This is a genomic window from Streptomyces sp. NPDC013457, from assembly GCF_043089925.1.
Taxonomy (GTDB): Bacteria; Actinomycetota; Actinomycetes; order Streptomycetales; family Streptomycetaceae; genus Streptomyces.
On the sequence record NZ_JBICBL010000010.1, the window covers coordinates 129,317 to 150,602 of the forward strand.

The window sequence follows — 21,286 nt, forward strand, 5'->3', positions numbered from 1 at the left end:
CCATGCGAAACCGGCCGATCCCCGGCAGTTCCGGCCACGTCCGAGCGATGACCCTGCTCGGCGACCCGGTGCTGCACGCCCCCTGTGAACCCGTCAGCGACTTCGGCCCGGAGCTCGCCCGGCTGATCGAGGACATGTTCGCGACGATGTACGCGGCGAACGGCGTCGGCCTCGCGGCGAACCAGGTGGGCGTGGGGCTGCGGGTCTTCGTGTACGACTGCCCGGACGACGAGGAGGTGCGCCACCTCGGGCACCTGGTCAACCCGCGTCTCGTGGAGGCGGACGGCGACGTGATCCGGGGTGCGGAGGGCTGTCTGTCCCTGCCGGGTCTGGAGGCCCCGACGCCGCGGTTCGACCGCGCGGTCGTCGAGGGCGTGCTCCTCGACGGCACCCCGGCGCGCGTCGAGGGCACCGGATTCTTCGCCCGGTGCCTCCAGCACGAGGCCGACCATCTGGAGGGCGGGGTCTACGCGGACCATGTGACGGGGTGGCGCAGGTCACGCCTGCTGCGAGCGATCCGCAAGGAGCCGTGGGGGACGAGGTCGGACGTGCTGGGCTGACGCCCCCGCCCTGCCGCTGAGGACGTACGTTCCACAGAGCGGGTGAGGCCGCTGGGCGGAGTCCGGCGGCCCGGCCCGCTGCGGCGCCCGGCGTCCGGGGCCGTTCACCCGGGGTGCCCGGGGGCTAGAACCCGGGAGCCCCTTCGCGGTCGCCCGCCTCCGCCAGACGGCCCCACAGCAGGTCCGCCAGAGCCCGCACCAACTCGCCCCGCGAGCAGGGCCGTTCGCCCAGCCACCAGTCGCCCGCCGCGTGCATCATGCCGACGATGCCGTGGCCCCAGATCCGTGCCTGGGCCTCGCCGGCCTCGCCGAGGTCGATGCGTTCCGCGATGACCTGGCCGAGCTCCTCGCCCATCCGCCGCAGCACCGGCGCCGAGTGGCGGCCCACGTCGAAGCCCTGCTCGGCCTGGTGCGTCTCCTCGGCCGGGTGCATGAGGAAGCGGTAGACCTGTGGCAGCGCCTCGATCGAGGCGAGGTAGGTGTCGAGGGTGGACTCGACCCGCCGGCGCCGGTCGGCCGGCGCGTCGAGCGCGGCCCGCAGCGCGGCGAGCAGCGCGTCGGTGTGCCGGGTGGCCAGGGCCCGGTAGAGCCCGCCCTTGTCGCCGAAGTGCCGGTACAGGATCGGCTTCGTGATCCCCGCCTCGGCGGCGATCGCGTTCATCGAGGCCTTGGGCCCGTCCCGGAGCACCACCCGGTCCGCCGCCTCCAGCAGTTCGCGGCGCCGCTGGTCGGCCGGCTTCTGCTGGTCGGTGGTCCGGTGTGTGGTCTCCATAGCGTGTCTCCCCGCCCGTGCGAATTCCGTGAGGCTGTCGCAACGTAACACCAGACCGGCATCCGGTGCCGCGCCGCCCGTTCCGCTTCGCCGCAGGTTGACAGCATCTACCCGCCGGTAACAGACTGCTGTTACCGCAAGTAATGTACTGCTGGGAGGGAACATGGCCGAGTTCACGCTCGAACTCAACGACGACCAGAAGCAGGTCCGTGACTGGCTGCACGGATTCGCCGAGGACGTGATGCGCCCCGCCGCCGCCGAGTGGGACGAGCGTGAGGAGACTCCCTGGCCGATCATCCAGGAAGCCGCCAAGATCGGCATCTACTCCCTCGACTTCTACGCCCAGCAGTTCTTCGACCCCACCGGGCTGGGCATCCCGATGGCGATGGAGGAGCTCTTCTGGGGCGACGCCGGCATCGCCCTCTCCATCGTCGGCACCGGCCTCGCCGCCGTCGGCGTCCTCGCCAACGGCACCGAGGAGCAGATCGGCACCTGGATCCCGCAGATGTACGGCGACGTGGACGACGTGAAGGTCGCCGCCTTCTGCTCCTCCGAGCCCGACGCCGGCTCCGACGTCGCCTCCATGCGCACCCGGGCCGTGTACGACGAGGCCAAGGACGAGTGGGTCCTCAACGGCACCAAGACCTGGGCGACCAACGGCGGCATCGCCAACGTCCACGTGGTCGTCGCCGCCGTGGACCCCGAGCTCGGCTCCAAGGGGCACGCCTCCTTCATCGTGCCGCCGAACACCCCCGGTCTCTCCCAGGGGCAGAAGTTCCAGAAGCACGGCATCCGCGCCTCGCACACCGCCGAGGTCGTCCTGGAGAACGTCCGCGTCCCCGGCCACTGCCTCCTCGGCGGCAAGGAGAAGCTGGACGAGCGCCTGGCCCGGGCTCGCGAGAAGGCCAGGGCGGGCGGTGGCGAGCGCGTGAAGAACGCGGCCATGGCCACCTTCGAGGCCTCCCGCCCCGCCGTCGGCGCCATGGCCGTGGGCACGGCGCGCGCGGCGTACGAGGTCGCCCTCGACTACGCCAAGACCCGCGAGCAGTTCGGCCGCCCGATCATCGACAACCAGGGCGTCGCCTTCCAGCTCGCCGACATGCGGACCCAGATCGACGCCGCCCGGCTCCTCGTCTGGCGCGCCTCCTGGATGGCGACCGCCGGAAAGCCGTTCACCTCGGCCGAGGGCTCGATGTCCAAGCTGTACGCGAGCGAGGTCGCCAAGAAGGTCACCGGCCAGGCCATCCAGATCCTGGGCGGCAACGGCTACACCCGCGAGTACCCCGTGGAGCGCATGCACCGCGACGCGGCGATCTACACGATCTTCGAGGGCACCAGCGAGATCCAGCGCCTGGTGATCGCCCGCACCCTCTCCGGGATGCCGATCCGCTAGCCCGGCGGCCCGCACGCGCCGGCCCGCGCCCCCTGACGGGGGTGCGGGCCGCTGTGCGAGTCGTGCCAGGTCACATGCCGAAGGCGCGCGGGTCAGGTGCCGAGGAGCGCGCGCTTCTGGGCCTCGAACTCCGCCTCGGTCAGTACGCCCTGGGCCTTCAGCTCCCCCAGCTGCTTGAGCTGGTCGATCTTGGTGCTCATGTCGTCCCCGGCGGGTTCCGGAGCCGGCGGGGGCGGCTGCTGGTACTGCTGCTGGGACTGCTGTTGCTGGTCGTAGTCCTGCTGGGCCCAGCGGCCCGCCTGGCGCCGTGACACGCGGTTGGACACCGCGGTGGCGGTGCCGGCGACGACGGCGGTGCGGGCGACGCCGCGGAGGAGTCCGGGCATGATCAGTCATCTCCCAGGGTGTGCTCGGATGCCGGATGCGATCGGGAGGGGTCAGGCCGCGGCCCCGCCGCCCGGGCCGGCGCCATCGACGGCGTCCAGCGAGGCCAGGAGCGCCTGGACGGGAATCCGGCCGCTCGCCACGATCTGCGCGCCGCTGCGGCGCATGGCGCGTGCGAAGGGGGCGGCCCACACGTTCTCGTACACGATGACCCCGGCGGAGTTGCCCGGCTCCAGCGCGGAACCGGCGTCGTCGACGTCGCTCTGGTCCAGCAGACCGGAGGAGGCACCCTCGAACACGGTGAGATCCACCTCGCCGCCGAAGTCCGTCAGCTCCACCGCGGTGACCGACCCGTCCTCGTCCTTGCGGATGAACTGCAGGTCGAGGATGCGGATGACGCCCCGCTCCACCAGGTCGACGAGCAGGGGGAAACCCTCACCCGTCATCCGGTTGCCCGGGAACTCCAGGATCAGGTAGTCGACGGGGCCCATGTCCTCGACTTCCGACAGGTCGTCGCTCATGGCCACTTCCTCCAAGCGCTCGGGGTTCCCGCCTCGACCGGACCGGGTTGCGGGCGGCCCCGCCGGCGACAGGTGGCCGCTCAGCCATTCCAGCACCGCCCGGGGCTCCCCGCACGTCGTGGCCGCCGCCGGAGGGCCGCGGCGCGGACGAGCCCGCCACGGACTCCTGGGAACCGGCCGGCCGGGTCCCACCGGAGACCACGCCAACAGCCCTGTTCCGGCCGGGTGTTCGCCATGGCTACCGGTGGGTCGGGCGGTGGTGGAGAATCGCCGTGCCGGTGACGATCAAGGGGGTAACCACGCATGACCACCACCGACGGGATTCCGGGCCACGCGGGGCTGCCGCTGCTCGGCTCGATGTTCGACCTCAGGAACGACGCGCTCGGCACCTTCCTCGCGTCCCAGCGCGCCCACGGAGACGTCGTACGGATCACCGCGGGGCCGCCCGGAGTGCGCGCCACGGTCTACGGGGTCTTCTCCGCCGAGGGGGCCCAGCAGGTCCTCGCCACCCAGTCAGCCAACTTCCGCAAGGACAACGCCTTCTACCAGGAGGTCCGCGAGTCCTTCGGCAACGGCCTGCTGACCAGCCAGGACGAGGACTACCTGCGGCAGCGCCGGCTGGTCCAGCCGCTCTTCACCCGCCGCCGCGTCGACAGCTACGCCGAGGCCATCGCCGCCGAGGTCGCGACCGTCACCGAGGAATGGCGCACCGCGGAGCGCTCCACCGTCGACGTCCTCGACGAGATGACCCGGCTCGCCCTGGGTGCCGTCGCCCGCATCCTCTTCGGCACCGACGTCGAGGCCGCCGTCGAGATCGTCGAGCGCGCCTTCCCGGTGATGGGCGACTACGTCCTGCGCCGCGGCTTCTCGCCCCTCAACATCCCCCGTGACTGGCCCACCCCCGCCAACCGTCGCGCCGCGGCCGCGTGCGACGAGCTGTACGCCGTCTGCGACCGGATCATCGCCGAGCGGCGCGCGGCGGCCGGGGCGGCCGCGGCCGCGGGGAGCGACGGCGACGGTGGCGGCGCGCAGGACCTGCTGACCCTCCTCGCCGAGGCCGGGAGCGCGGAGGACGGCAGCTTCGACGCCGCCGAGCTGCGCGAGCAGGTCCTCATCTTCCTGCTCGCCGGGCACGAGACGACGGCCACCTCGCTCGGCTTCGCCCTCCACCTCCTCGCCCTGCACCCCGAGGAGCGCAAGCGCGCGCACGAGGAGGTCGACCGCGTCCTGGCCGGCCGTACCCCCGGCGCCGCCGACCTCGACGCCCTGCCGTACCTGACCCAGGTCCTCAAGGAGGCCATGCGCCTCTTCCCCGCCGGGCCGGTCATCGGCCGGCGCGCGGTCGCCGCCACCGAGATCGACGGGCACACCATCCCGGCCGGCGCCGATGTGGTCGTCGCCCCGTGGGTCACCCACCGGCACCCCGCGTACTGGGAGGACCCGGAGCGCTTCGACCCCGACCGCTTCACGCCCGAGGCCGAGGCGAGCCGCCCCCGCTACGCCTGGTTCCCCTTCGGCGGCGGCCCGCGCGCCTGCATCGGCCAGCACTTCTCGATGCTGGAGTCGGTGGTCGCGCTGGCGATGATCCTCCAGGCCTACGACCTGGAGGCGGTCGACGCCGAAGTGCCGGTCACCTCGGCGATCACTCTCCGCGCGACCGGCCCGGCACGCTGCCGGGTCCGGCCCCGTACGGCCTAGGGGGTGTCTCGCCGATCATGCCGGGCTGATCGACGAGACACCCTTAGGAAAGAGCCCGTCCCGTCGCCCCGCGGGTGGCGACCACGACCGTCGCGTACAGCTCCTCGGACGTGATCACCCGCGGTGTCAGGCCGCACCCGGAGACGGTCTCGACGGCCCGGGCGGCCTGCCGCTCGGACGTCTCGACCAGCAGATGACCGCCGGGCGCCAGCCAGTCGGGAGCCTCGGCGGCCACCCTGCGCAGGACGTCGAGGCCGTCCGAGCCGCCGTCGAGCGCGACCAGCGGTTCGTGCTCGCGTGCCTCGGGCGGCAGCAGCCCGAGGTCCTCGGTCGGTACGTACGGCACGTTGGCGACCAGTACCTCCACCCGGCCGCGCAGGACCTCCGGCAGCGGGGCGAAGAGGTCGCCCTCGAGGACCCGGCCGCCGAGCGGCTCGATGTTGCGCCGTGCGCACCGCACGGCGGCGGGCTCGATGTCCGAGGCGTACACCTCGGCGCCGTCGACGGCCGAGAGCAGCACCGCTCCCGCCGCGCCGGACCCGCAGCACAGATCGACGCACAGGGCCCCGGGCCCGGCCAGGGCCACGGCGTGCTCGACGAGGAACTCCGTACGCCGCCGGGGAACGAAGACACCCGGGTCGACGGTGATGCGCAGCCCGGCGAAGGCGGCCCAGCCCACGACGTGTTCGATGGGCAGACCGGCGCTCCGCCGCTCGACCATCGAGTCGAGTTCGCGGCCGCTGTGCGCCGAGGAGAAGAGGAGCTCCGCCTCGTCCTCGGCGAACACGCAGCCGGCGGCGCGGAGCCGGGAGACGGTGGTGGAACGAAGGGTGAAAGAGGGGTCGATCGACATGGAACCTTCCGGGAAGCCGAGGGGCACTCCCGTGGTCACCTCTGTCGGGCGGACCACACGGTCGTGGAGGGGGAGCACCCTGCCTGCATGGCGTTGATGGATCCCACCTCCTCGGTCGTTCTCTGCTGGAGCCGCAAAGATTACATGATCGACACCGTGCGGCTCGACCGGCCGCGCCGGCTCAGGCGGGCAGGACCGCCTCGATGGCCGCGACGACCTCCGGGGCCTCCGGCTCGGTGCGCGGACGGAAGCGCGTGACCTGCCCGTCCCGGCCGACCAGGAACTTCTCGAAGTTCCACTGCACGTCCCCGGCCTCGCCCTCCGCGTCCGCGGTCCGCGTCAGCTCCGCGTAGAGGGGGTGACGGGCGTCGCCGTTCACGTCCGTCTTCTCCAGGAGCGGGAACGTCACGCCGTACGACGTGGAGCAGAAGGTCTGGATCTCCTCCGCGCTCCCAGGCTCCTGCCCGAGGAACTGGTTGCACGGCACACCGAGCACGGTGAATCCACGGTCCCCGTACTCCTTCTGCAGCCTCTCAAGCCCCGCGTACTGCGGCGTCAGACCGCACTGGGAGGCCACGTTGACGACCAGGACGGCCCGATCCCGGTAGTCGGCCAGCGAGATCGGCTCGCCGGACAGGGTGCGCAGGGGAATGTCGTACAGGCTCATGGAAGCTCCTCGTCGAGACCGGGCGTGTCCCTTCACCCTACGATCCCGCGCTACAGCTTCCGGAACAGTCCCTCCTGGACCACCGAGACCAGCAGCCTGCCCTCACGGTCGTAGATGCGGCCGCGGGCCAGACCCCGGCCGCCCGTCGCGATGGGGGACTCCTGGTCGTAGAGGAACCACTCGTCCGCTCGGAAGGGGCGGTGGAACCACATCGCGTGGTCCAGGGACGCCATGTCGAAGCCCCGCGGGCCCCAGAGCGGCTCGACCGGGATCCGGACCGCGTCCAGGAGCGTCATGTCCGAGGCGTACGTCAGCGCGCAGGTGTGGACGAGCGGATCGTCGCCGAGCGGGCCCACCGCGCGCATCCAGACCGCGCTGCGCGGGTCCGCGTCCTTGACCTCGTCCTTCGTCCAGCGCAGCCGGTCCACGTAGCGGATGTCGAACGGCTGGCGGCGGGCCATCCGCTCCAGAGCCTCCGGAAGGGTGCCCAGGTGGTCGCGGATCTCGTCCGCGAGCCGCGGAAGGGTCTCCGGGTCCGTCATGTGGCGCGGCGGCAGCTGGTGCTCGAACCCGGCCTCCTCCGGGAGGTGGAAGGAGGCGGTCAGGTTGAAGATCGTCCGGCCCTGCTGGATCGCGGTGACCCGGCGGGTGGTGAAGGAACGCCCGTCCCGTACCCGCTCCACCTGGTAGACGATCGGGACGCCCGGGCGTCCCGGGCGCAGGAAGTAGGAGTGCAGCGAGTGCACCGGCCGGTCGCCCTCCGTGGTGCGCCCGGCGGCCACCAGCGCCTGTCCGGCGACCTGCCCGCCGAAGACCCGTTGCAGCGACTCCTGCGGGCTCTGGCCGCGGAAGATGTCGTCCTCGATCCGCTCCAGATCGAGCAGGCCGACGAGGCTCTCGGCGGGATTGGTCACCGTCTTCTTCTCCTTAGAACCGTCAGTCCTCAGAGCCGTCAGAGCTGTCCCACGGACGTCACGCGGACGACCGCCCGGCCCTCCTCGTCGGAGGCCGCGAGATCCACCTCCGCGCTGATGCCCCAGTCATGGTCGCCGTTCGGGTCGGCGAAGGTCTGCCGGACGCGCCACAGGCCGTGCGCCGGGTCCTCCTCGATGCTCAGCAGCTTCGGTCCGCGCGCGTCGGGGCCGGTGCCGAGGTCCTCGTACTCGTCCCAGTACGCGTCCATCGCCTCGCCCCACGCGTCCGCGTCCCAGCCCGACTCGGCGTCCAGCTCGCCCAGCGCGTCCACGTTGTCCAGGGCCGCGAGCTCCACACGGCGGAACATCGCGTTGCGGACCAGGACCCGGAAGGCGCGGGCGTTCGAGGTGACCGGCTTGACCTGGTCGGCCTTCTCCTGCGCCTCCTCGGCCGTCTGGACCTCGGGGTTGGCCAGCTGCTCCCACTCGTCGAGGAGCGAGGAGTCCACCTGGCGCACCATCTCGCCCAGCCACTCGATCAGATCCTGCAGGTCCTCGGTCTTCAGGTCGTCCGGGATCGTGTGGTCCAGCGCCTTGTACGCGCTCGCCAGGTAGCGGAGCACGATGCCCTCGGTCCGCGCCAGCTCGTACCAGGACGTGAACTCCGTGAAGGACAGCGCCCGTTCGTACATGTCACGGATGACGGACTTCGGCGAGACCGGGTGGTCGCCCACCCACGGGTGGGACTTCCGGTACACGTTGTACGCGTGCCAGAGCAGCTCCTCCAGCGGCTTCGGGTACGAGATCTCCTGGAGCCGCTCCATGCGCTCCTCGTACTCGACGCCGTCGGCCTTCATCCGCCCGACGGCCTCGCCGCGCGCCTTGTTCTGCATGGCGGCCAGGATCTGGCGGGGGTCGTCGAGCGTCGACTCGACGACCGAGACCATGTCCAGTGCGTACGAAGGGGATTCGGGGTCGAGCAGGTCGAACGCGGCGAGCGCGAACGTCGACAGCGGCTGGTTCAGCGCGAAGTCCTGCTGGAGGTCGACCGTCAGCCGGATCGTGCGGCCCTCGGCGTCCGGGGTGTCCAGCTGCTCCACCACACCGCCGTCGAGCAGCGAGCGGTAGATGGCGATGGCCCGGCGGATGTGCCGCAGCTGGGCCTTGCGGGGCTCGTGGTTGTCCTCCAGGAGCTTGCGCATCGCCTCGAAGGCGTTGCCCGGCCGGGCGATCACCGAGAGCAGCATGATGTTGGTGACCTTGAAGCGCGAGGTCAGCGGCTCGGGCTCGGCGGCGATCAGCTTCTCGAAGGTGGTGTCGCTCCAGGCGACGAAGCCCTCCGGAGCCTTCTTGCGCACCACCTTGCGGCGCTTCTTCGGGTCGTCGCCCGCCTTGGCGAGCGCCTTCTCGTTCTCGATGACGTGCTCGGGGGCCTGTGCCACCACGAAACCGGCCGTGTCGAAGCCGGCCCGGCCGGCCCGGCCCGCGATCTGGTGGAACTCGCGCGCGCGGAGCGTGCGCACCCGGTTTCCGTCGTACTTGGTCAGCGCCGTGAACAGCACCGTACGGATCGGCACGTTGACGCCGACGCCGAGCGTGTCCGTCCCGCAGATCACCTTCAGCAGACCGGCCTGCGCCAGCTTCTCCACCAGGCGCCGGTACTTCGGCAGCATGCCGGCGTGGTGCACACCGATGCCGTGGCGCACGTAACGCGAGAGGTTCTGGCCGAACTTGGTGGTGAAGCGGAAGTTGCCGATCAGCTCGGCGATCTTGTCCTTCTCCTCGCGCGAGCACATGTTGATGCTCATCAGCGACTGTGCGCGTTCGACGGCCTGCGCCTGGGTGAAGTGGACGATGTAGACGGGAGCCTGCCTGGTCTCCAGGAGCTCGGTCAGCGTGTCCGTGATCGGCGTGAGCCGGTACTCGTACGACAGCGGCACCGGCCGGGTCGCCGAGCGGACCACCGAGGTCGGGCGGCCCGTGCGCCGGGTGAGGTCCTTCTCGAACATCGACACGTCGCCGAGCGTCGCCGACATGAGGACGAACTGTGCCTGCGGCAGTTCCAGGAGCGGGATCTGCCAGGCCCAGCCGCGGTCCGGCTCCGCGTAGAAGTGGAACTCGTCCATCACGACCTGGCCGATGTCGGCGTACTTGCCGTCGCGCAGCGCGATCGAGGCCAGCACCTCCGCCGTGCAGCAGATGATGGGCGCGTCGGCGTTCACCGAGGCGTCGCCGGTCAGCATGCCGACGTTCTCGGTGCCGAAGAGCTTGCACAGGTCGAAGAACTTCTCCGACACCAGGGCCTTGATCGGCGCGGTGTAGAAGGTCACCTGGTCATTGGCCAGGGCCGCGAAGTGCGCCCCCGCCGCGACCAGGGACTTTCCCGACCCGGTGGGGGTCGACAAGATCACGTTCGCTCCGGAGACCACCTCGATCAGCGCCTCCTCCTGGGCCGGGTAGAGCGTGATGCCCCGGTCCTCCGCCCATGAGGAGAAAGCCTCGAAGAGGGCGTCGGGGTCGGCGTTCGGCGGCAGCTGATCGATAAGGGTCACGCCCCCATCTTGCCTGGATTCCGCCCGGATGAGGGAACCGGCCGTCGGGGCGAAGATCACGGACGATACGCTGTCGCGTCGACCGGCCGTCAACTGAGCGCCGGCACCGGAGGAATGGGGCGGGGACAAGCATGATGGGACCGGCGCACTCGCTGTCCGGAGCGGCGGCCTGGCTGGGCGTCGGAGCGGCGGCGGCCGCAGCGGGCCACCCGATGCCGTGGCCGGTCGTCGTGGTCGGAGCGCTCATCTGCGCGGGCGCGGCGCTCGCCCCCGACCTCGATCACAAGTCCGCGACCATCTCGCGGGCCTTCGGTCCGATTTCCAAGGGCCTGTGCGAGATCGTCGACAAGCTCTCGTACGCCGTCTACAAGGCCACCCGCTCCACCGCCGACCCCCGCCGGTCGGGCGGCCACCGGACGCTCACCCACACCTGGCTCTGGGCGGTCCTCATCGGCGCCGGAGCCTCGGTCCTGGCGATCACCGGCGGCCGCTGGGCCGTCCTCGCGATCCTCTTCGTCCACCTCGTCCTCGCCGTGGAAGGCCTGCTGTGGCGGGCGGCCCGGATGTCCAGCGACGTCCTGGTCTGGCTGCTCGGCGCCACCAGCGCCTGGATCCTCGCGGGCGTCCTCGACCAGCCGGGCAACGGCGCGGACTGGCTCTTCACCGCCCCCGGGCAGGAATACCTCTGGCTGGGCCTGCCCATCGTCCTGGGCGCCCTGGTGCACGACATCGGCGACGCCCTGACGGTCTCGGGCTGCCCGATCCTGTGGCCGATCCCGGTGGGCCGCAAGCGCTGGTACCCGGTCGGGCCGCCGAAGGGGATGCGGTTCCGCGCCGGCAGCTGGGTGGAGCTGAAGGTGCTCATGCCGGCCTTCATGCTGCTCGGCGGTGTGGGCGGGGCCTCGGCGCTCGGCTACCTCTGACAAGCGTACGACGGTGGGCCCGCCCCCTCAGGGGCGGGCCCACCGCGTTGTCAGCCGTGCCACGACCGCCAGAGGGCCGCGTACGCACCGTCCGCCGCCACCAGTTCGTCGTGGCTGCCCAGCTCGCTGATGCGGCCCTCCTCGACCACCGCGATCACGTCCGCGTCGTGCGCGGTGTGCAGACGGTGGGCGATCGCGACGACCGTGCGGCCGTCCAGGACCCGGGCGAGCGAGCGTTCCAGATGGCGGGCCGCCCGCGGGTCCAGGAGCGAGGTCGCCTCGTCCAGGACCAGGGTGTGCGGGTCCGCGAGGACCAGCCGGGCGAGGGCGATCTGCTGGGCCTGGGCCGGGGTGAGCGCGAGTCCGCCCGAGCCCACCTCGGTGTCGAGGCCCTTGTCGAGCCCCCGTGCCCAGCCGTCCGCGTCGACCGCGCCGAGCGCCGCCCACAGCTCGGCGTCCTCCGCGCCCGTCCGCGCGAGCCGCAGGTTGTCGCGGAGCGACCCGACGAAGACGTGGTGCTCCTGGTTGACCAGCGCCACATGCTCCCGGACGCGCTCGGCGGGCATCTTCGCCAGCTCGGCAGCGCCGAGCGTGACCGAACCGGTCCGCGGTGCGTAGATCCCCGCGAGCAGCCGGCCGAGCGTCGACTTGCCCGCGCCGGAGGGGCCGACGAGGGCGAGCCGGGTGCCCGGGGCGACGTCCATCGACACCCGGTGCAGCACGTCGACGCCCTCGCGGTAACCGAAGCGCACCTCGTCCGCCCGGACGTCCCGGCCCTCGGGGCGCAGCGCCCCGTCGCCGGCGTCCGGCTCGATGTCACGGACGCCGACGAGCCGGGCCAGTGACACCTGGGCGACCTGCAGCTCGTCGTACCAGCGCAGGATGATCCCGACCGGCTCGACCAGCATCTGGGCGAGCAGCGCGCCCGTGGTCAGCTGGCCCACGTCGATCCAGCCGCGCAGGACGAACACGCCGCCCAGCATCAGGACACCCGCGAGCACCAGCGTGTGGGTGAGGTTGATGACCGGGAAGAGGACCGAGCGCAGGACCAGTGTGTAGCGTTCCCACGCCGTCCACTCCCGGATGCGCCGGTCGGAGAGCGCGACCCGGCGGGCGCCGAGGCGGTGCGCCTCCACGGTGCGGCCCGCGTCGACGGTCTCGGCGAGCGCGGAGGCGACCGCCGCGTAGCCCGCCGCCTCGGAGCGGTACGCCGAGGGGGCCCGCCTGAAGTACCACCGGCAGCCGGCGATCAGCAGCGGTGCGGCGATCAGCAGGGAGAGCGCGAGCGGCGGCGCGGTCGCGGCGAGCCCGCCGATCAGCAGAACCGCCCAGACCACGCCGATGGCGAGCTGCGGCACGGCCTCGCGCATCGCGTTGGCCAGCCGGTCGATGTCCGTGGTGATACGCGACAGCAGGTCGCCGGTCCCGGCCCGTTCGAGGACTCCCGGCGGCAGCCCGACCGACCGGACGAGGAAGTCCTCGCGCAGATCGGCCAGCATCTCCTCGCCCAGCATCGCGCCGTGCAGCCGCACCATCCGTACGAACAGGGTCTGGACGACGAGGGCGAGCGCGAACAGCGCGACGGTGCGCTCCAGATGGAGGTCGCGCGCGCCCTCGGAGAGGCGCTCGACGAGCGAGCCGAGCAGGTACGGACCCACCATCGAGGCCGTCACCGCGACCGCGTTGACGCCGACGAGCAGCCCGAACGCCCCGCGGTGACGCGTCAGCAGGTCGCGTACGTAGCCGCGGACGGTCGCGGCCGTGCCCACGGGCAGGGTCGTCGCCGACGTCGGGGCACCCGGGTCGTAGGCGGGTGGTGCCAGGCCGGTCATGCCGACTCTCCTTCCAGCTCTGCTTCGAGCTTCGCTTCGTGCGGTCCCGCGTCCACGCTCCGCTCGTCGTCGGTGTCGCGGGTGACGACGGCCCGGTAGCGCGGTTCGGTACGGAGCAGGTCGCGGTGCGTTCCCACGGCCACCACCTCGCCGTCGTGGACGAGCGCCACCCGGTCGGCGCGGTCGAGGAGCAGCGGCGAGGAGGCCAGGACGACCGTCGTACGGCCCTCGCGCAGCGCCCGCACACCCGCGGCGACACGCGCCTCGGTGTGGGAGTCGACCGCCGAGGTCGGCTCGTCGAGGACCAGCACCTCCGGGTCGGTGACCAGGGAGCGGGCCAGCGCCAGCCGCTGGCGCTGGCCCCCGGAGAGCGAGCGGCCGCGCTCGGTGATCCGGGTCCTCATCGGGTCGCCCCCGCTGTCGACGGACGCCTGCGTGAGCGCGTCGAGCACGTCTCCGCACTGGGCCGCGGCGAGGGCGTCCTCGGGCCGGACCGTGCCCGAGGAGGGCACGTCGAGCAGCTCGTGGAGCGTGCCGGAGAGCAGGACCGGGTCCTTGTCCTGGACCAGCACGGCGGTCCGGGCCGCGTCCAGCTCCAGCTCGTCCAGCGGCACTCCGCCGAGGAGGACCGAGGTGTGGCCCTCGCCCGCCTCGGTGGGGTGGCCGCCGAGCCGGTCCGCGAGCCTGCCGGCCGCGTCCGGGTCGCCGCAGACGACCGCGGTGAGGAGGCCGGCGGGGGCGAGGAGCCCGGTCATGGGGTCGTACAGATCGCCCTCGGCCGTGCCGTGATCGTCCGCCGTCGTGGTGGTGGTACGGGCCAGCGAGAGCACCCGGGCCGCGCGCTTGGCGGAGGGCCGGGAGAAGGAGTACGCCATGGCGATCTCCTCCACGTGGCGCAGAGGATGCAGCATCAGCGCCACCGCGCTGTAGACGGTGACCAGTTCGCCGACCGCGATCCGCCCTTCGAGCGCGAGCCGAGCACCGTACGCGAGCACGCCCACGAGGAGCAGACCCGGCAGGAGGACCTGCACGGCCGCGATCAGCGCCCACATCCGGGCACTGCGGACGGCGGCGTGCCGGACCTCCTGCGAGGCGGCCCGGTAGCGGGCGAGGAACAGCTCCTCGCCGCCGATGCCGCGCAGCACGCGCAGTCCGGCGACGGTGTCCGAGGCCAGCTCGGTGGCCCGGCCCGCCTTCTCCCGCTGGGCGTCGGCCCTGCGGGTGGCGCGGGGGAGCAGCGGCAGGACGGCCAGCGCGAGGACCGGCAGGCCCACCGCCACCACCACGCCGAGGGCCGGCTGGTAGACGACGAGGCCCACGCAGACCACGACCATCGTCACCGCGGCCGCGGCGAACCGGGACAGCGCCTCGACGAACCAGCCGATCTTCTCGACGTCTCCGGTGGAGACGGCCACGACCTCGCCCGCCGCGACCCGCCGGGTCAGGACGGAGCCCAGCTCGGCGGTCTTGCGGGAGAGCAGTTGCTGGACGCGCGCGGCAGCGGTGATCCAGTTGGTGACGGCGGTGCGGTGCAGCATCATGTCGCCGACCGCGATGCCGGCGCCGAGCAGGGCGAGCAGGCCGCCCGCGAGCGCGAGCCGCCCGCCGTCGCGGTCCACGACTGCCTGGACGGCGAGTCCGACCGCGAGCGACAGACCGGCGATGCTGAGCTGCAGCACCAGTCCCCACAGCAGGGAGCCGACCTGCCCGCCGAGTTGGTTGCGGCCGAGCCAGAGGAGGAACCGGGAGCCCGAGCGGACATCGGGAACCCCTGGATCGGCATACGGTAGGTCGCGAATCTTCATGTCGTCCCAGGGCTTCCGGTCTCTTCGCTCCAGTGGCGCAAACCGTGCAAGGTTCGCGCCGCGGGACGGCCGACTGCAATCGATTTATTCGCAGAGGCGCACAGAACGCGCCAAGGTCGCACGACCCCCTCTGGACCGGCCCGGCGCCCCGCGCTTCACTCACGACCCATGAGACATCAGAAGATCATGAGCATGATCGGTGGGCTCGTCCTGACCGCCGGCGCCCTGCTCACGGCCCACCCGGCCGCCGGACTCTCTCCCGCCGAGCGGTTCGCGGCGGCCCCGGCCGACCCGCCCCCCGCCGAGTTCGGCAGTGACTGGCACGACCCGCTGACCGCCGCACCGCCGGTGGCCACGCCGCCCACACGGTCGTGCGAGGTCCTGCTCGCCGCGGCCCGGTTCCGCGATTTCACGCCGTACCAGGGGAGTTACGCACCCCCGAAGGAGTGCGGCACCCGCTGGAGCAAGGTCGTCCTCCGCCTCGAAGGAGAGGTGAAGGGGCGTCAGTACGACCGGCTCGGTCATGTCTCCGTCGGCGGCGTGGAGATCCTCCGCACCTCCACGCCCCAGCCCTCGCCCGACGGAATCCGCTGGTCGGTGGAGAAGGACGTCACCCGCTACCGCGACACCCTCGCCCGCCCGCAGGCCGTCGAGATGCTCATCGGCAATGTCGTGAACGAGACCTACACCGGCGTCATCGACGTCCGGGTCACGCTCACCTTCCACACCGCCCGGGGCGCGGTGAAGCCCGCAGCCGACACGCCCGACCGGGTGATACCGCTCGACTCGACGAGCCTGACCACCCCGCGCAACACCGAACGCATCCTGGCCGAGGTGTACGCGACGGGCTCCGGCGGCGGTTGCGAGGAGTACTGGTACCTGACCGTGCCCGACGCGGCGCCGTACTCCTGCAAGGCGACCGACGGTCCGTACCGCGAGGTCCGGATCTCCGTCGACGGACGGACGGCGGGCATCGCCGCCCCCTTCCCGACCGTGTGGACCGGGGGCTGGTCCAACCCCTTCCTCTGGTACGTCTCGCCCGGCCCGCGCGCCTTCGACGTCCCGCCGGTCGTCTACGACCTGACCCCCTTCGCGGGCATCCTGAACGACGGCCGTGCCCACCGGGTCGAGGTGTCGGTGGCGGGTGTCCCCGCGGGGCAGACCGGCTGGAGCACCCCGGCCAACATCCTGCTCTGGCAGGACGAGGGCCGCGCCGTGGTCACCGGAGGGGTCGACCGGTACGAGGAGAGCGCGCCGCGCAACTCCTCCGTGCACACGCCGGGTTCGCCGCACAGGCTCGACACCGAGGGCGGCCACGGCCTCACCGTCGCCGGCCATCTGAACACCTCGCACGGCCGCGTCGACACCACCGTCGCACGGACCCTGGCGCACACCTCCGTGCACCGCTGGGCCGACGGCGAGAACCCGGACGCGCTCACCGCGCGGTGGACCGACGACGAGACCGTGACCGTCGGCCGCGCGAGCACCCGCACCCACCGCACGTACACGATGGACGGCGAGACGACGGTCGGCGCGGGCGACCGCCTGCGGACCGTGCTGACGCTCGGTGACCGCGCCCGGACCGAGCTCGTACGGGGCGGCAAGCGGCTCTCGTGGTCGCGCCTGGACCACACGTACGCCGGTGATGCCACATACACCACCGGCGTTCCGCGCGATCAGCGGCACGCGGTCGGGACGACGTCCGACCGCTACCGGCTCCACGGCTCGGACGGCTGCTACGACCGCAGCGTGAAGACGGCACAGGGCACGGTCACGGAGGACAGGCTGCGCTGCTGAGCCGGTCCGCGGTGGTCCGTCCGGTCTAGGCCGGACGGACCGAGTCCACGCCGGACCGGGACTTCTTCCACTCGCCACGGGTGAAGTCCGGGATCGGCTGGGGCGCGCCCTTCGCCTTGATCGAGGCGTGGCTCAGCGGCACCGGCGCCGTCCACACCGCCGCGTCGTAGACGTCGAAGTCGGGGACGAGGCCGAGCTGCATGGTCTGCATCAGCCGGTAGATCATGATGTAGTCCATCCCGCCGTGCCCGCCGGGGGGATTGGCGTGCTCCTTCCAGAGCCAGTGGTCGAACTCCGTGGCGTAGTCGTCGAAGTCGCCCCACTGGTGTCCCTGGTGGTCCGGCTCCAGATAGATCCGGGCCGGGTAGTCCTCGAACACGCCCCGGGTGCCGCCCAGGCTGTTGATCCTGCTGTAGGGGTGCGGGGTGGAGACGTCGTGCTCCAGCCGGATCACGCGCCCCTTCGCCGTCTGGACCAGACTGATCGTCCGGTCGCTCTCGATGTAGGTCTCCTTCCAGCTCGGGTCGCCCGGAGGCATGTGCTCCGCCCGGTACTGGGCGAGGCCCAGCGCCGGGGTGCCGAAGCTGCTGATGCTCACCACGCTGTCGCCCCGGTTGACGTCCATGTAGTTGGCGACCGGGCCGAAGCCGTGATTCGGGTAGAGGTCGCCACGCAGCCTGGTGTGCCAGATCCGGCGCCAGGGACCCTCGTAGTACGTCGGCGAGAACATCAGTTCCCGCAGGTCGTGGTTGTACGCCCCCGCCCCGTGCAGCAGGTCCCCGAACCTGCCCGCGTGGGCCATCCGCAGAACCCGCATCTCGTTGCGGCCGTAGCAGCAGTTCTCGAGCTGCATGCAGTGGCGGCGGGTCTGCTCGGAGAGGTCGACCAGCTCCCACAGGTCGTCGATGGTCATCGCGACCGGACACTCCACGCCGACGTGCTTGCCGTTCAGCATCGCCGCCCGCGCCATCGCGAAGTGGAGGTCCCAGGGCGTCGCCACGTAGACGAAGTCGAGGTCCGAGCGCTTGCAGAGGTTCTCGTAGTCCTCCTCGCCCTTCGTGTACACGGCGGGGGAGGGCTGTCCGGCGGCGACGACCTTGGCGGCGGCGCGCTCCGTCTTGTCCTTGACCGGGTCGCAGATCGCGACCACCCGCACCCAGGGAAGGGCGAGGAAGAGGTCGATCATGCTGCCGCCCCGGTTGCCGAGGCCGACGATGCCGACCCGGACCGTGGAGCGCCGCCCGAAGGGGACACCGGCCATGGTGGCACCTCTGCGCCGCGGGGCCCGGGCGGCCGCCGCGGCGGCCGCGGCCCCCTCGGAGGAGGCGGCTTCGGCGTTGCCGGCGCCGAGGGCGCCGAGGCCGATGCCCGCCCCCGCGACCCCGGCCGTGGTCCGCAGGACGGAGCGGCGGCTGGGGGGCTGCGGTGCGTTGTCGTTCATGGAACCTCCAGTAGCTGTGTGCACGGCTGGCTCATGAATCCCGCTGAGGACCCTGACAATGAAGCTGGTAGTGCGCAAGGGCGCGGATTGGATTCTTGTGACGGGTAGTTGGACTCTTCCATTCCGGATCGCCGGACCATGCGGACGACGAGGGTCCCTCACCCACATGGGGTAAGGGACCCTCGTCAGGCCGGACGGAGCGTCAGAATCGCGTCACGCAGGCCGTGTCGCCCGCTCCAGCGCCAGGAGCACCGACTGGTAGCTCCGGCCCGTCGCCCGCTCCATGCCGATCTCGCACATCCGATTGGCCGACAGATGGACGTCGAACGGACGCGCCGTCACCTCCGCGGCCTCGCGCGCGGTGGCCGAATCCGTCAGCTCCGGATGGAGCATGCCGCGGTCTCCCGCGAAGGCGCAGCAGCCCGCGTCGGCGGGTACGACGACCTCCTCGGCGCAGGCCCGCGCCAGCGCCGTCAAGTGCTCCTCGTCCCCCAGATGCCGCATGGAGCAGGTCGGATGCACCACGGCGGAGCCCACTGTGCGACGCACCTCGAGCCGGGGCAGCAGCTCGTCCGCCGCCCACACGAGCGAGTCGACGACCGTCAGTCCAGCGTGCAACTCCCGGTTCTCATCGGTGAGATAGGGCACCACCTCGTGCGCGATCCCGAGCGTGCAGGAGGACGCGTCCACCACCAGGGGCAGCCGCCCGCCCGCCGTCCAGCCCCAGGCCGCCTCGACGATCCGGTTGGCCATCACCTCGTTGCCGCGTTCGTACCCCTTCGAGTGCCAGATCGTGGCGCAGCACGTGCCGGCCACGTCGTCCGGGACCCACACCGGCCGGCCCGCCCGGCCGGAGAGAGCCACCACGGCATCGGGGAGCGACGGCCCCCGCACACCCTTGGGCGCGCCGAAGATCCGGTTCACACAGGCCGGGTAGTAGACGGCCACCGCCGCCGGGCGGTGCGTACGGGGAAGACGGCGGGCCGCCGCGCCCGGGATCTCCGGCACCCACTCCGGTACGAGATCGGGCCGCACCGCCCTGCGCGCCGCTCCTGTCACCGCACCCAGGACGCGGTCGCCGATCCGGTCGGCCGCCGCGACGGCGAGGCGGGCCGACGCCTCCACGGCACGGAAGTTCCGGGCCGCGAGGGCCGCGATCCGCTCCTCGCGCGGCGAGTGCCGCTGATGGCGGAACTCCTTCATCAGCGCGCCGGTGTCGATCCCGACCGGGCAGGCCAGCTTGCAGGTGGAGTCGCCGGCGCAGGTGTCCACGGCGTCGTAGCCGTAGGCGTCCAGCAGGCTCGCCTCCACCGCGGATCCGTCGCTCTGCCGCATCATCTCCCGGCGCAGGACGATGCGCTGGCGCGGAGTCGTCGTCAGGTCCTGACTGGGGCAGGTCGGTTCGCAGAAGCCGCACTCGATGCACGGGTCGGCGATCGACTCCACCCTCGGGATCGTCTTGAGACCGCGGAGATGGGCCTGCGGATCGCGGTCCAGGACGATCCGTGGCGCGAGCACCCCGTCGGGGTCGATGACCTCCTTGGTCCGCCACATCAGTTCCGTCGCCGTCGTGCCCCACTCCAGCTCCAGGAAGGGGGCGATGTTGCGTCCGGTGGCGTGCTCGGCCTTGAGCGAGCCGTCGTACCTCTCCACCGTCAGTTTGCAGAACTCGTCCATGAACGCGGCGTACCGCGCCACGTCCTGCGGGTCGCCGGCGTCGAAGGCCAGCAGGAAGTGCAGGTTGCCGTGTGCGGCGTGACCGGCCACGGCCGCGTCGAATCCGTGCCGCGACTGCAGGTCGAGCAGGTCGGCGCAGGCCTCGGCGAGCCGGTCCGGCGGCACGGCGAAGTCCTCGGTGATCAGCGTCGTACCGGACGGGCGCGAGCCGCCCACCGCCGTCACGAACGCCTTGCGGGCCTTCCAGTACCCGGCGATCGTGCCCGGGTCGCGGGTGAACGCGTTCTCCACCGAGGCGACCGGCGCGACGAGTTCGAGCCCCGCCAGGACCTCGGCGGCCGCCCGCTCGTACGCCTCCTGCGCGGCGGGGTCCGCGGCGCGGAACTCCACGAGCAGCGCCGCCGTCCGACCGGGCAGCTCCGCCCAGTCGGCGGGGACCCCGGAGACGCGGACCGAGGCGCGCAGCGTGTTGCCGTCCATCAGCTCGACCGCGACGGCTCCCGCCTCGTTGAAACGCGGCACGGCGGCGGCCGCGGCGGGCAGCGAGGGGAAGAACAGCAGCGCCGTGGAGACGTGCCGCTCCAGCGGCAGCGTGTCGAAGACGACCTCCGAGATGAAGCCGAACGTCCCCTCCGAGCCGACCATCAGTCCGCGCAGGATCCGCACCGGCGTGTCACCGTCGAGGAAGGCGTCCAGGCGGTAGCCGTTGGTGTTCTTGATGGCGTACTTGGCGCGGATCCGGGCGACCAGTTCCGGATCGGCCTCGATCTCCGCCTTCAGCGCCATCAGCCCGGTGCACAGCCGGGGATCGGCGCGCGCGAGCTCCTCGTCGGCGTTCGGGTCGCCGGTGTCGACGACGGTGCCGCTCGGCAGCACGAACGTGAGGGAGGCGACCGTGCGGTACGAGTTCCTGGTCGTCCCGGCCGTCATGCCCGAGGCGTTGTTGGCGACGACCCCGCCGATGGTGCAGGCGACGGCGCTCGCGGGGTCGGGCCCGAGGATCCGGCCGTGACGGGCGAGGGCGGCGTTGGCGCGGGCGACCGTGGTGCCGGGGCGGATCCGGGCGCGTGCGCCGTCGTCGAGGACCTCGACCCCCGCCCAGTGGCGGCGTACGTCGACGAGGATGTCCTCCCCCTGCGCCTGCCCGTTCAGGCTCGTCCCCGCCGCCCGGAAGACGACCTCGCGGCCCTTGCCGTGGGCGAAGGAGAGGACGGCGGAGATGTCGTCGATGTCCTGGGCGACCACCACGACCTGCGGCACGAAGCGGTAGGGGCTCGCGTCGGAGGCGTACCGCACCAGATCGGAGATCTTCGAGAGGACCTTCTCGGGGCCGAGGAGCGCGACCAGCTCCTCCCGCAGCAGGCGCGGCGTCCCCCGGGACTGCAGCGCGGGGACGCGGTCGGGGGCAGGAGTCCGCTTCGTACCGGCGCGCAGGGCCCGTGGGTTCGGCTCCAGCAGTGGCATGTCACGGCTCCCCTCGGCGCCCCGGTGCCCGCG

16 protein-coding genes are annotated in these 21,286 nt (G+C 72.1%); 5 read left to right on the forward strand and 11 right to left on the reverse strand.

The window, feature by feature from the left end; genetic code table 11:
• Positions 1-2: 2 nt before the first annotated feature.
• A complete protein-coding gene (gene def / locus ACF1G2_RS26395; protein ID WP_391800645.1) occupies positions 3-560 on the forward strand; it encodes a peptide deformylase in 558 nt (185 codons plus the stop codon).
• Between the two features lie 124 nt (positions 561-684).
• Here def and ACF1G2_RS26400 read toward each other — a convergent pair whose 3' ends face one another.
• Positions 685-1,332, reverse strand: coding sequence for a TetR family transcriptional regulator (locus ACF1G2_RS26400; RefSeq protein ID WP_391800646.1), 648 nt, complete (start codon positions 1,330-1,332; stop codon positions 685-687).
• Positions 1,333-1,495: 163 nt separating this feature from the next.
• Here ACF1G2_RS26400 and ACF1G2_RS26405 point away from each other — a divergent pair, with 163 nt between their 5' ends.
• Positions 1,496-2,725 carry an acyl-CoA dehydrogenase family protein gene (locus ACF1G2_RS26405; RefSeq protein ID WP_391800647.1) on the forward strand — a complete coding sequence of 410 codons (1,230 nt, stop codon included), beginning with the start codon at positions 1,496-1,498 and terminating at the stop codon, positions 2,723-2,725.
• A gap of 92 nt (positions 2,726-2,817) precedes the next feature.
• Here ACF1G2_RS26405 and ACF1G2_RS26410 read toward each other — a convergent pair whose 3' ends face one another.
• Both ACF1G2_RS26410 and ACF1G2_RS26415 read right to left on the reverse strand, forming a co-directional pair.
• Positions 2,818-3,111, reverse strand: coding sequence for an SHOCT domain-containing protein (locus ACF1G2_RS26410; RefSeq protein WP_391800648.1), 294 nt, complete (start codon positions 3,109-3,111; stop codon positions 2,818-2,820).
• A gap of 51 nt (positions 3,112-3,162) precedes the next feature.
• Positions 3,163-3,630 carry a DUF6325 family protein gene (locus ACF1G2_RS26415; protein ID WP_391800649.1) on the reverse strand — a complete coding sequence of 156 codons (468 nt, stop codon included), beginning with the start codon at positions 3,628-3,630 and terminating at the stop codon, positions 3,163-3,165.
• Positions 3,631-3,933: 303 nt separating this feature from the next.
• Here ACF1G2_RS26415 and ACF1G2_RS26420 point away from each other — a divergent pair, with 303 nt between their 5' ends.
• A complete protein-coding gene (locus tag ACF1G2_RS26420) occupies positions 3,934-5,328 on the forward strand; it encodes a cytochrome P450 (protein ID WP_391800650.1) in 1,395 nt (464 codons plus the stop codon).
• A 43-nt stretch (positions 5,329-5,371) separates the two neighbouring features.
• Here the strand turns inward: ACF1G2_RS26420 and ACF1G2_RS26425 are convergent, their stop codons facing one another.
• The 4 genes from ACF1G2_RS26425 to ACF1G2_RS26440 all read right to left on the reverse strand — a co-directional run bounded on the left by ACF1G2_RS26425 (position 5,372) and on the right by ACF1G2_RS26440 (position 10,374).
• On the reverse strand, positions 5,372-6,181 hold the full coding sequence (locus ACF1G2_RS26425; protein ID WP_391800651.1) for a putative protein N(5)-glutamine methyltransferase: 810 nt from the start codon (positions 6,179-6,181) through the stop codon (positions 5,372-5,374).
• Between the two features lie 181 nt (positions 6,182-6,362).
• Positions 6,363-6,848: a glutathione peroxidase gene (locus ACF1G2_RS26430; protein ID WP_391800652.1), complete on the reverse strand. Its 486-nt coding sequence runs from the start codon at positions 6,846-6,848 to the stop codon at positions 6,363-6,365.
• A 50-nt stretch (positions 6,849-6,898) separates the two neighbouring features.
• Positions 6,899-7,762 carry an acyl-CoA thioesterase gene (locus ACF1G2_RS26435; RefSeq protein WP_391800653.1) on the reverse strand — a complete coding sequence of 288 codons (864 nt, stop codon included), beginning with the start codon at positions 7,760-7,762 and terminating at the stop codon, positions 6,899-6,901.
• Positions 7,763-7,800: 38 nt separating this feature from the next.
• Positions 7,801-10,374, reverse strand: a complete 2,574-nt coding sequence (locus ACF1G2_RS26440; protein ID WP_391800654.1) for a DEAD/DEAH box helicase — start codon at positions 10,372-10,374, stop codon at positions 7,801-7,803.
• 71 nt (positions 10,375-10,445) lie between these two features.
• On the opposite strand from ACF1G2_RS26440, the gene ACF1G2_RS26445 reads away from it, so the two are divergent.
• Complete coding sequence (locus ACF1G2_RS26445; protein ID WP_383297180.1) at positions 10,446-11,237, forward strand: metal-dependent hydrolase; 792 nt, start codon at positions 10,446-10,448, stop codon at positions 11,235-11,237.
• Between the two features lie 50 nt (positions 11,238-11,287).
• Here ACF1G2_RS26445 and ACF1G2_RS26450 read toward each other — a convergent pair whose 3' ends face one another.
• Positions 11,288-13,069: an ABC transporter ATP-binding protein gene (locus ACF1G2_RS26450; protein ID WP_391800655.1), complete on the reverse strand. Its 1,782-nt coding sequence runs from the start codon at positions 13,067-13,069 to the stop codon at positions 11,288-11,290.
• The gene (locus ACF1G2_RS26455) at positions 13,066-14,874 is read right to left on the reverse strand and encodes an ABC transporter transmembrane domain-containing protein (protein WP_391800656.1); all 1,809 of its coding nucleotides are present in this window, start codon (positions 14,872-14,874) and stop codon (positions 13,066-13,068) included. Before ACF1G2_RS26455 ends, ACF1G2_RS26450 begins: the two co-directional genes overlap by 4 nt.
• Positions 14,875-15,042: 168 nt before the next feature.
• On the opposite strand from ACF1G2_RS26455, the gene ACF1G2_RS26460 reads away from it, so the two are divergent.
• Entirely contained in the window at positions 15,043-16,671 is a 1,629-nt protein-coding gene (locus ACF1G2_RS26460) for a peptide-N4-asparagine amidase (protein WP_391800657.1), read from the forward strand.
• Positions 16,672-16,696: 25 nt separating this feature from the next.
• Here the strand turns inward: ACF1G2_RS26460 and ACF1G2_RS26465 are convergent, their stop codons facing one another.
• Both ACF1G2_RS26465 and ACF1G2_RS26470 read right to left on the reverse strand, forming a co-directional pair.
• A complete protein-coding gene (locus tag ACF1G2_RS26465; protein ID WP_391800658.1) occupies positions 16,697-18,112 on the reverse strand; it encodes a Gfo/Idh/MocA family protein in 1,416 nt (471 codons plus the stop codon).
• A gap of 213 nt (positions 18,113-18,325) precedes the next feature.
• On the reverse strand, positions 18,326-21,253 hold the full coding sequence (locus tag ACF1G2_RS26470; RefSeq protein ID WP_391800659.1) for an FAD-binding and (Fe-S)-binding domain-containing protein: 2,928 nt from the start codon (positions 21,251-21,253) through the stop codon (positions 18,326-18,328).
• Positions 21,254-21,286: the final 33 nt, after the last annotated feature.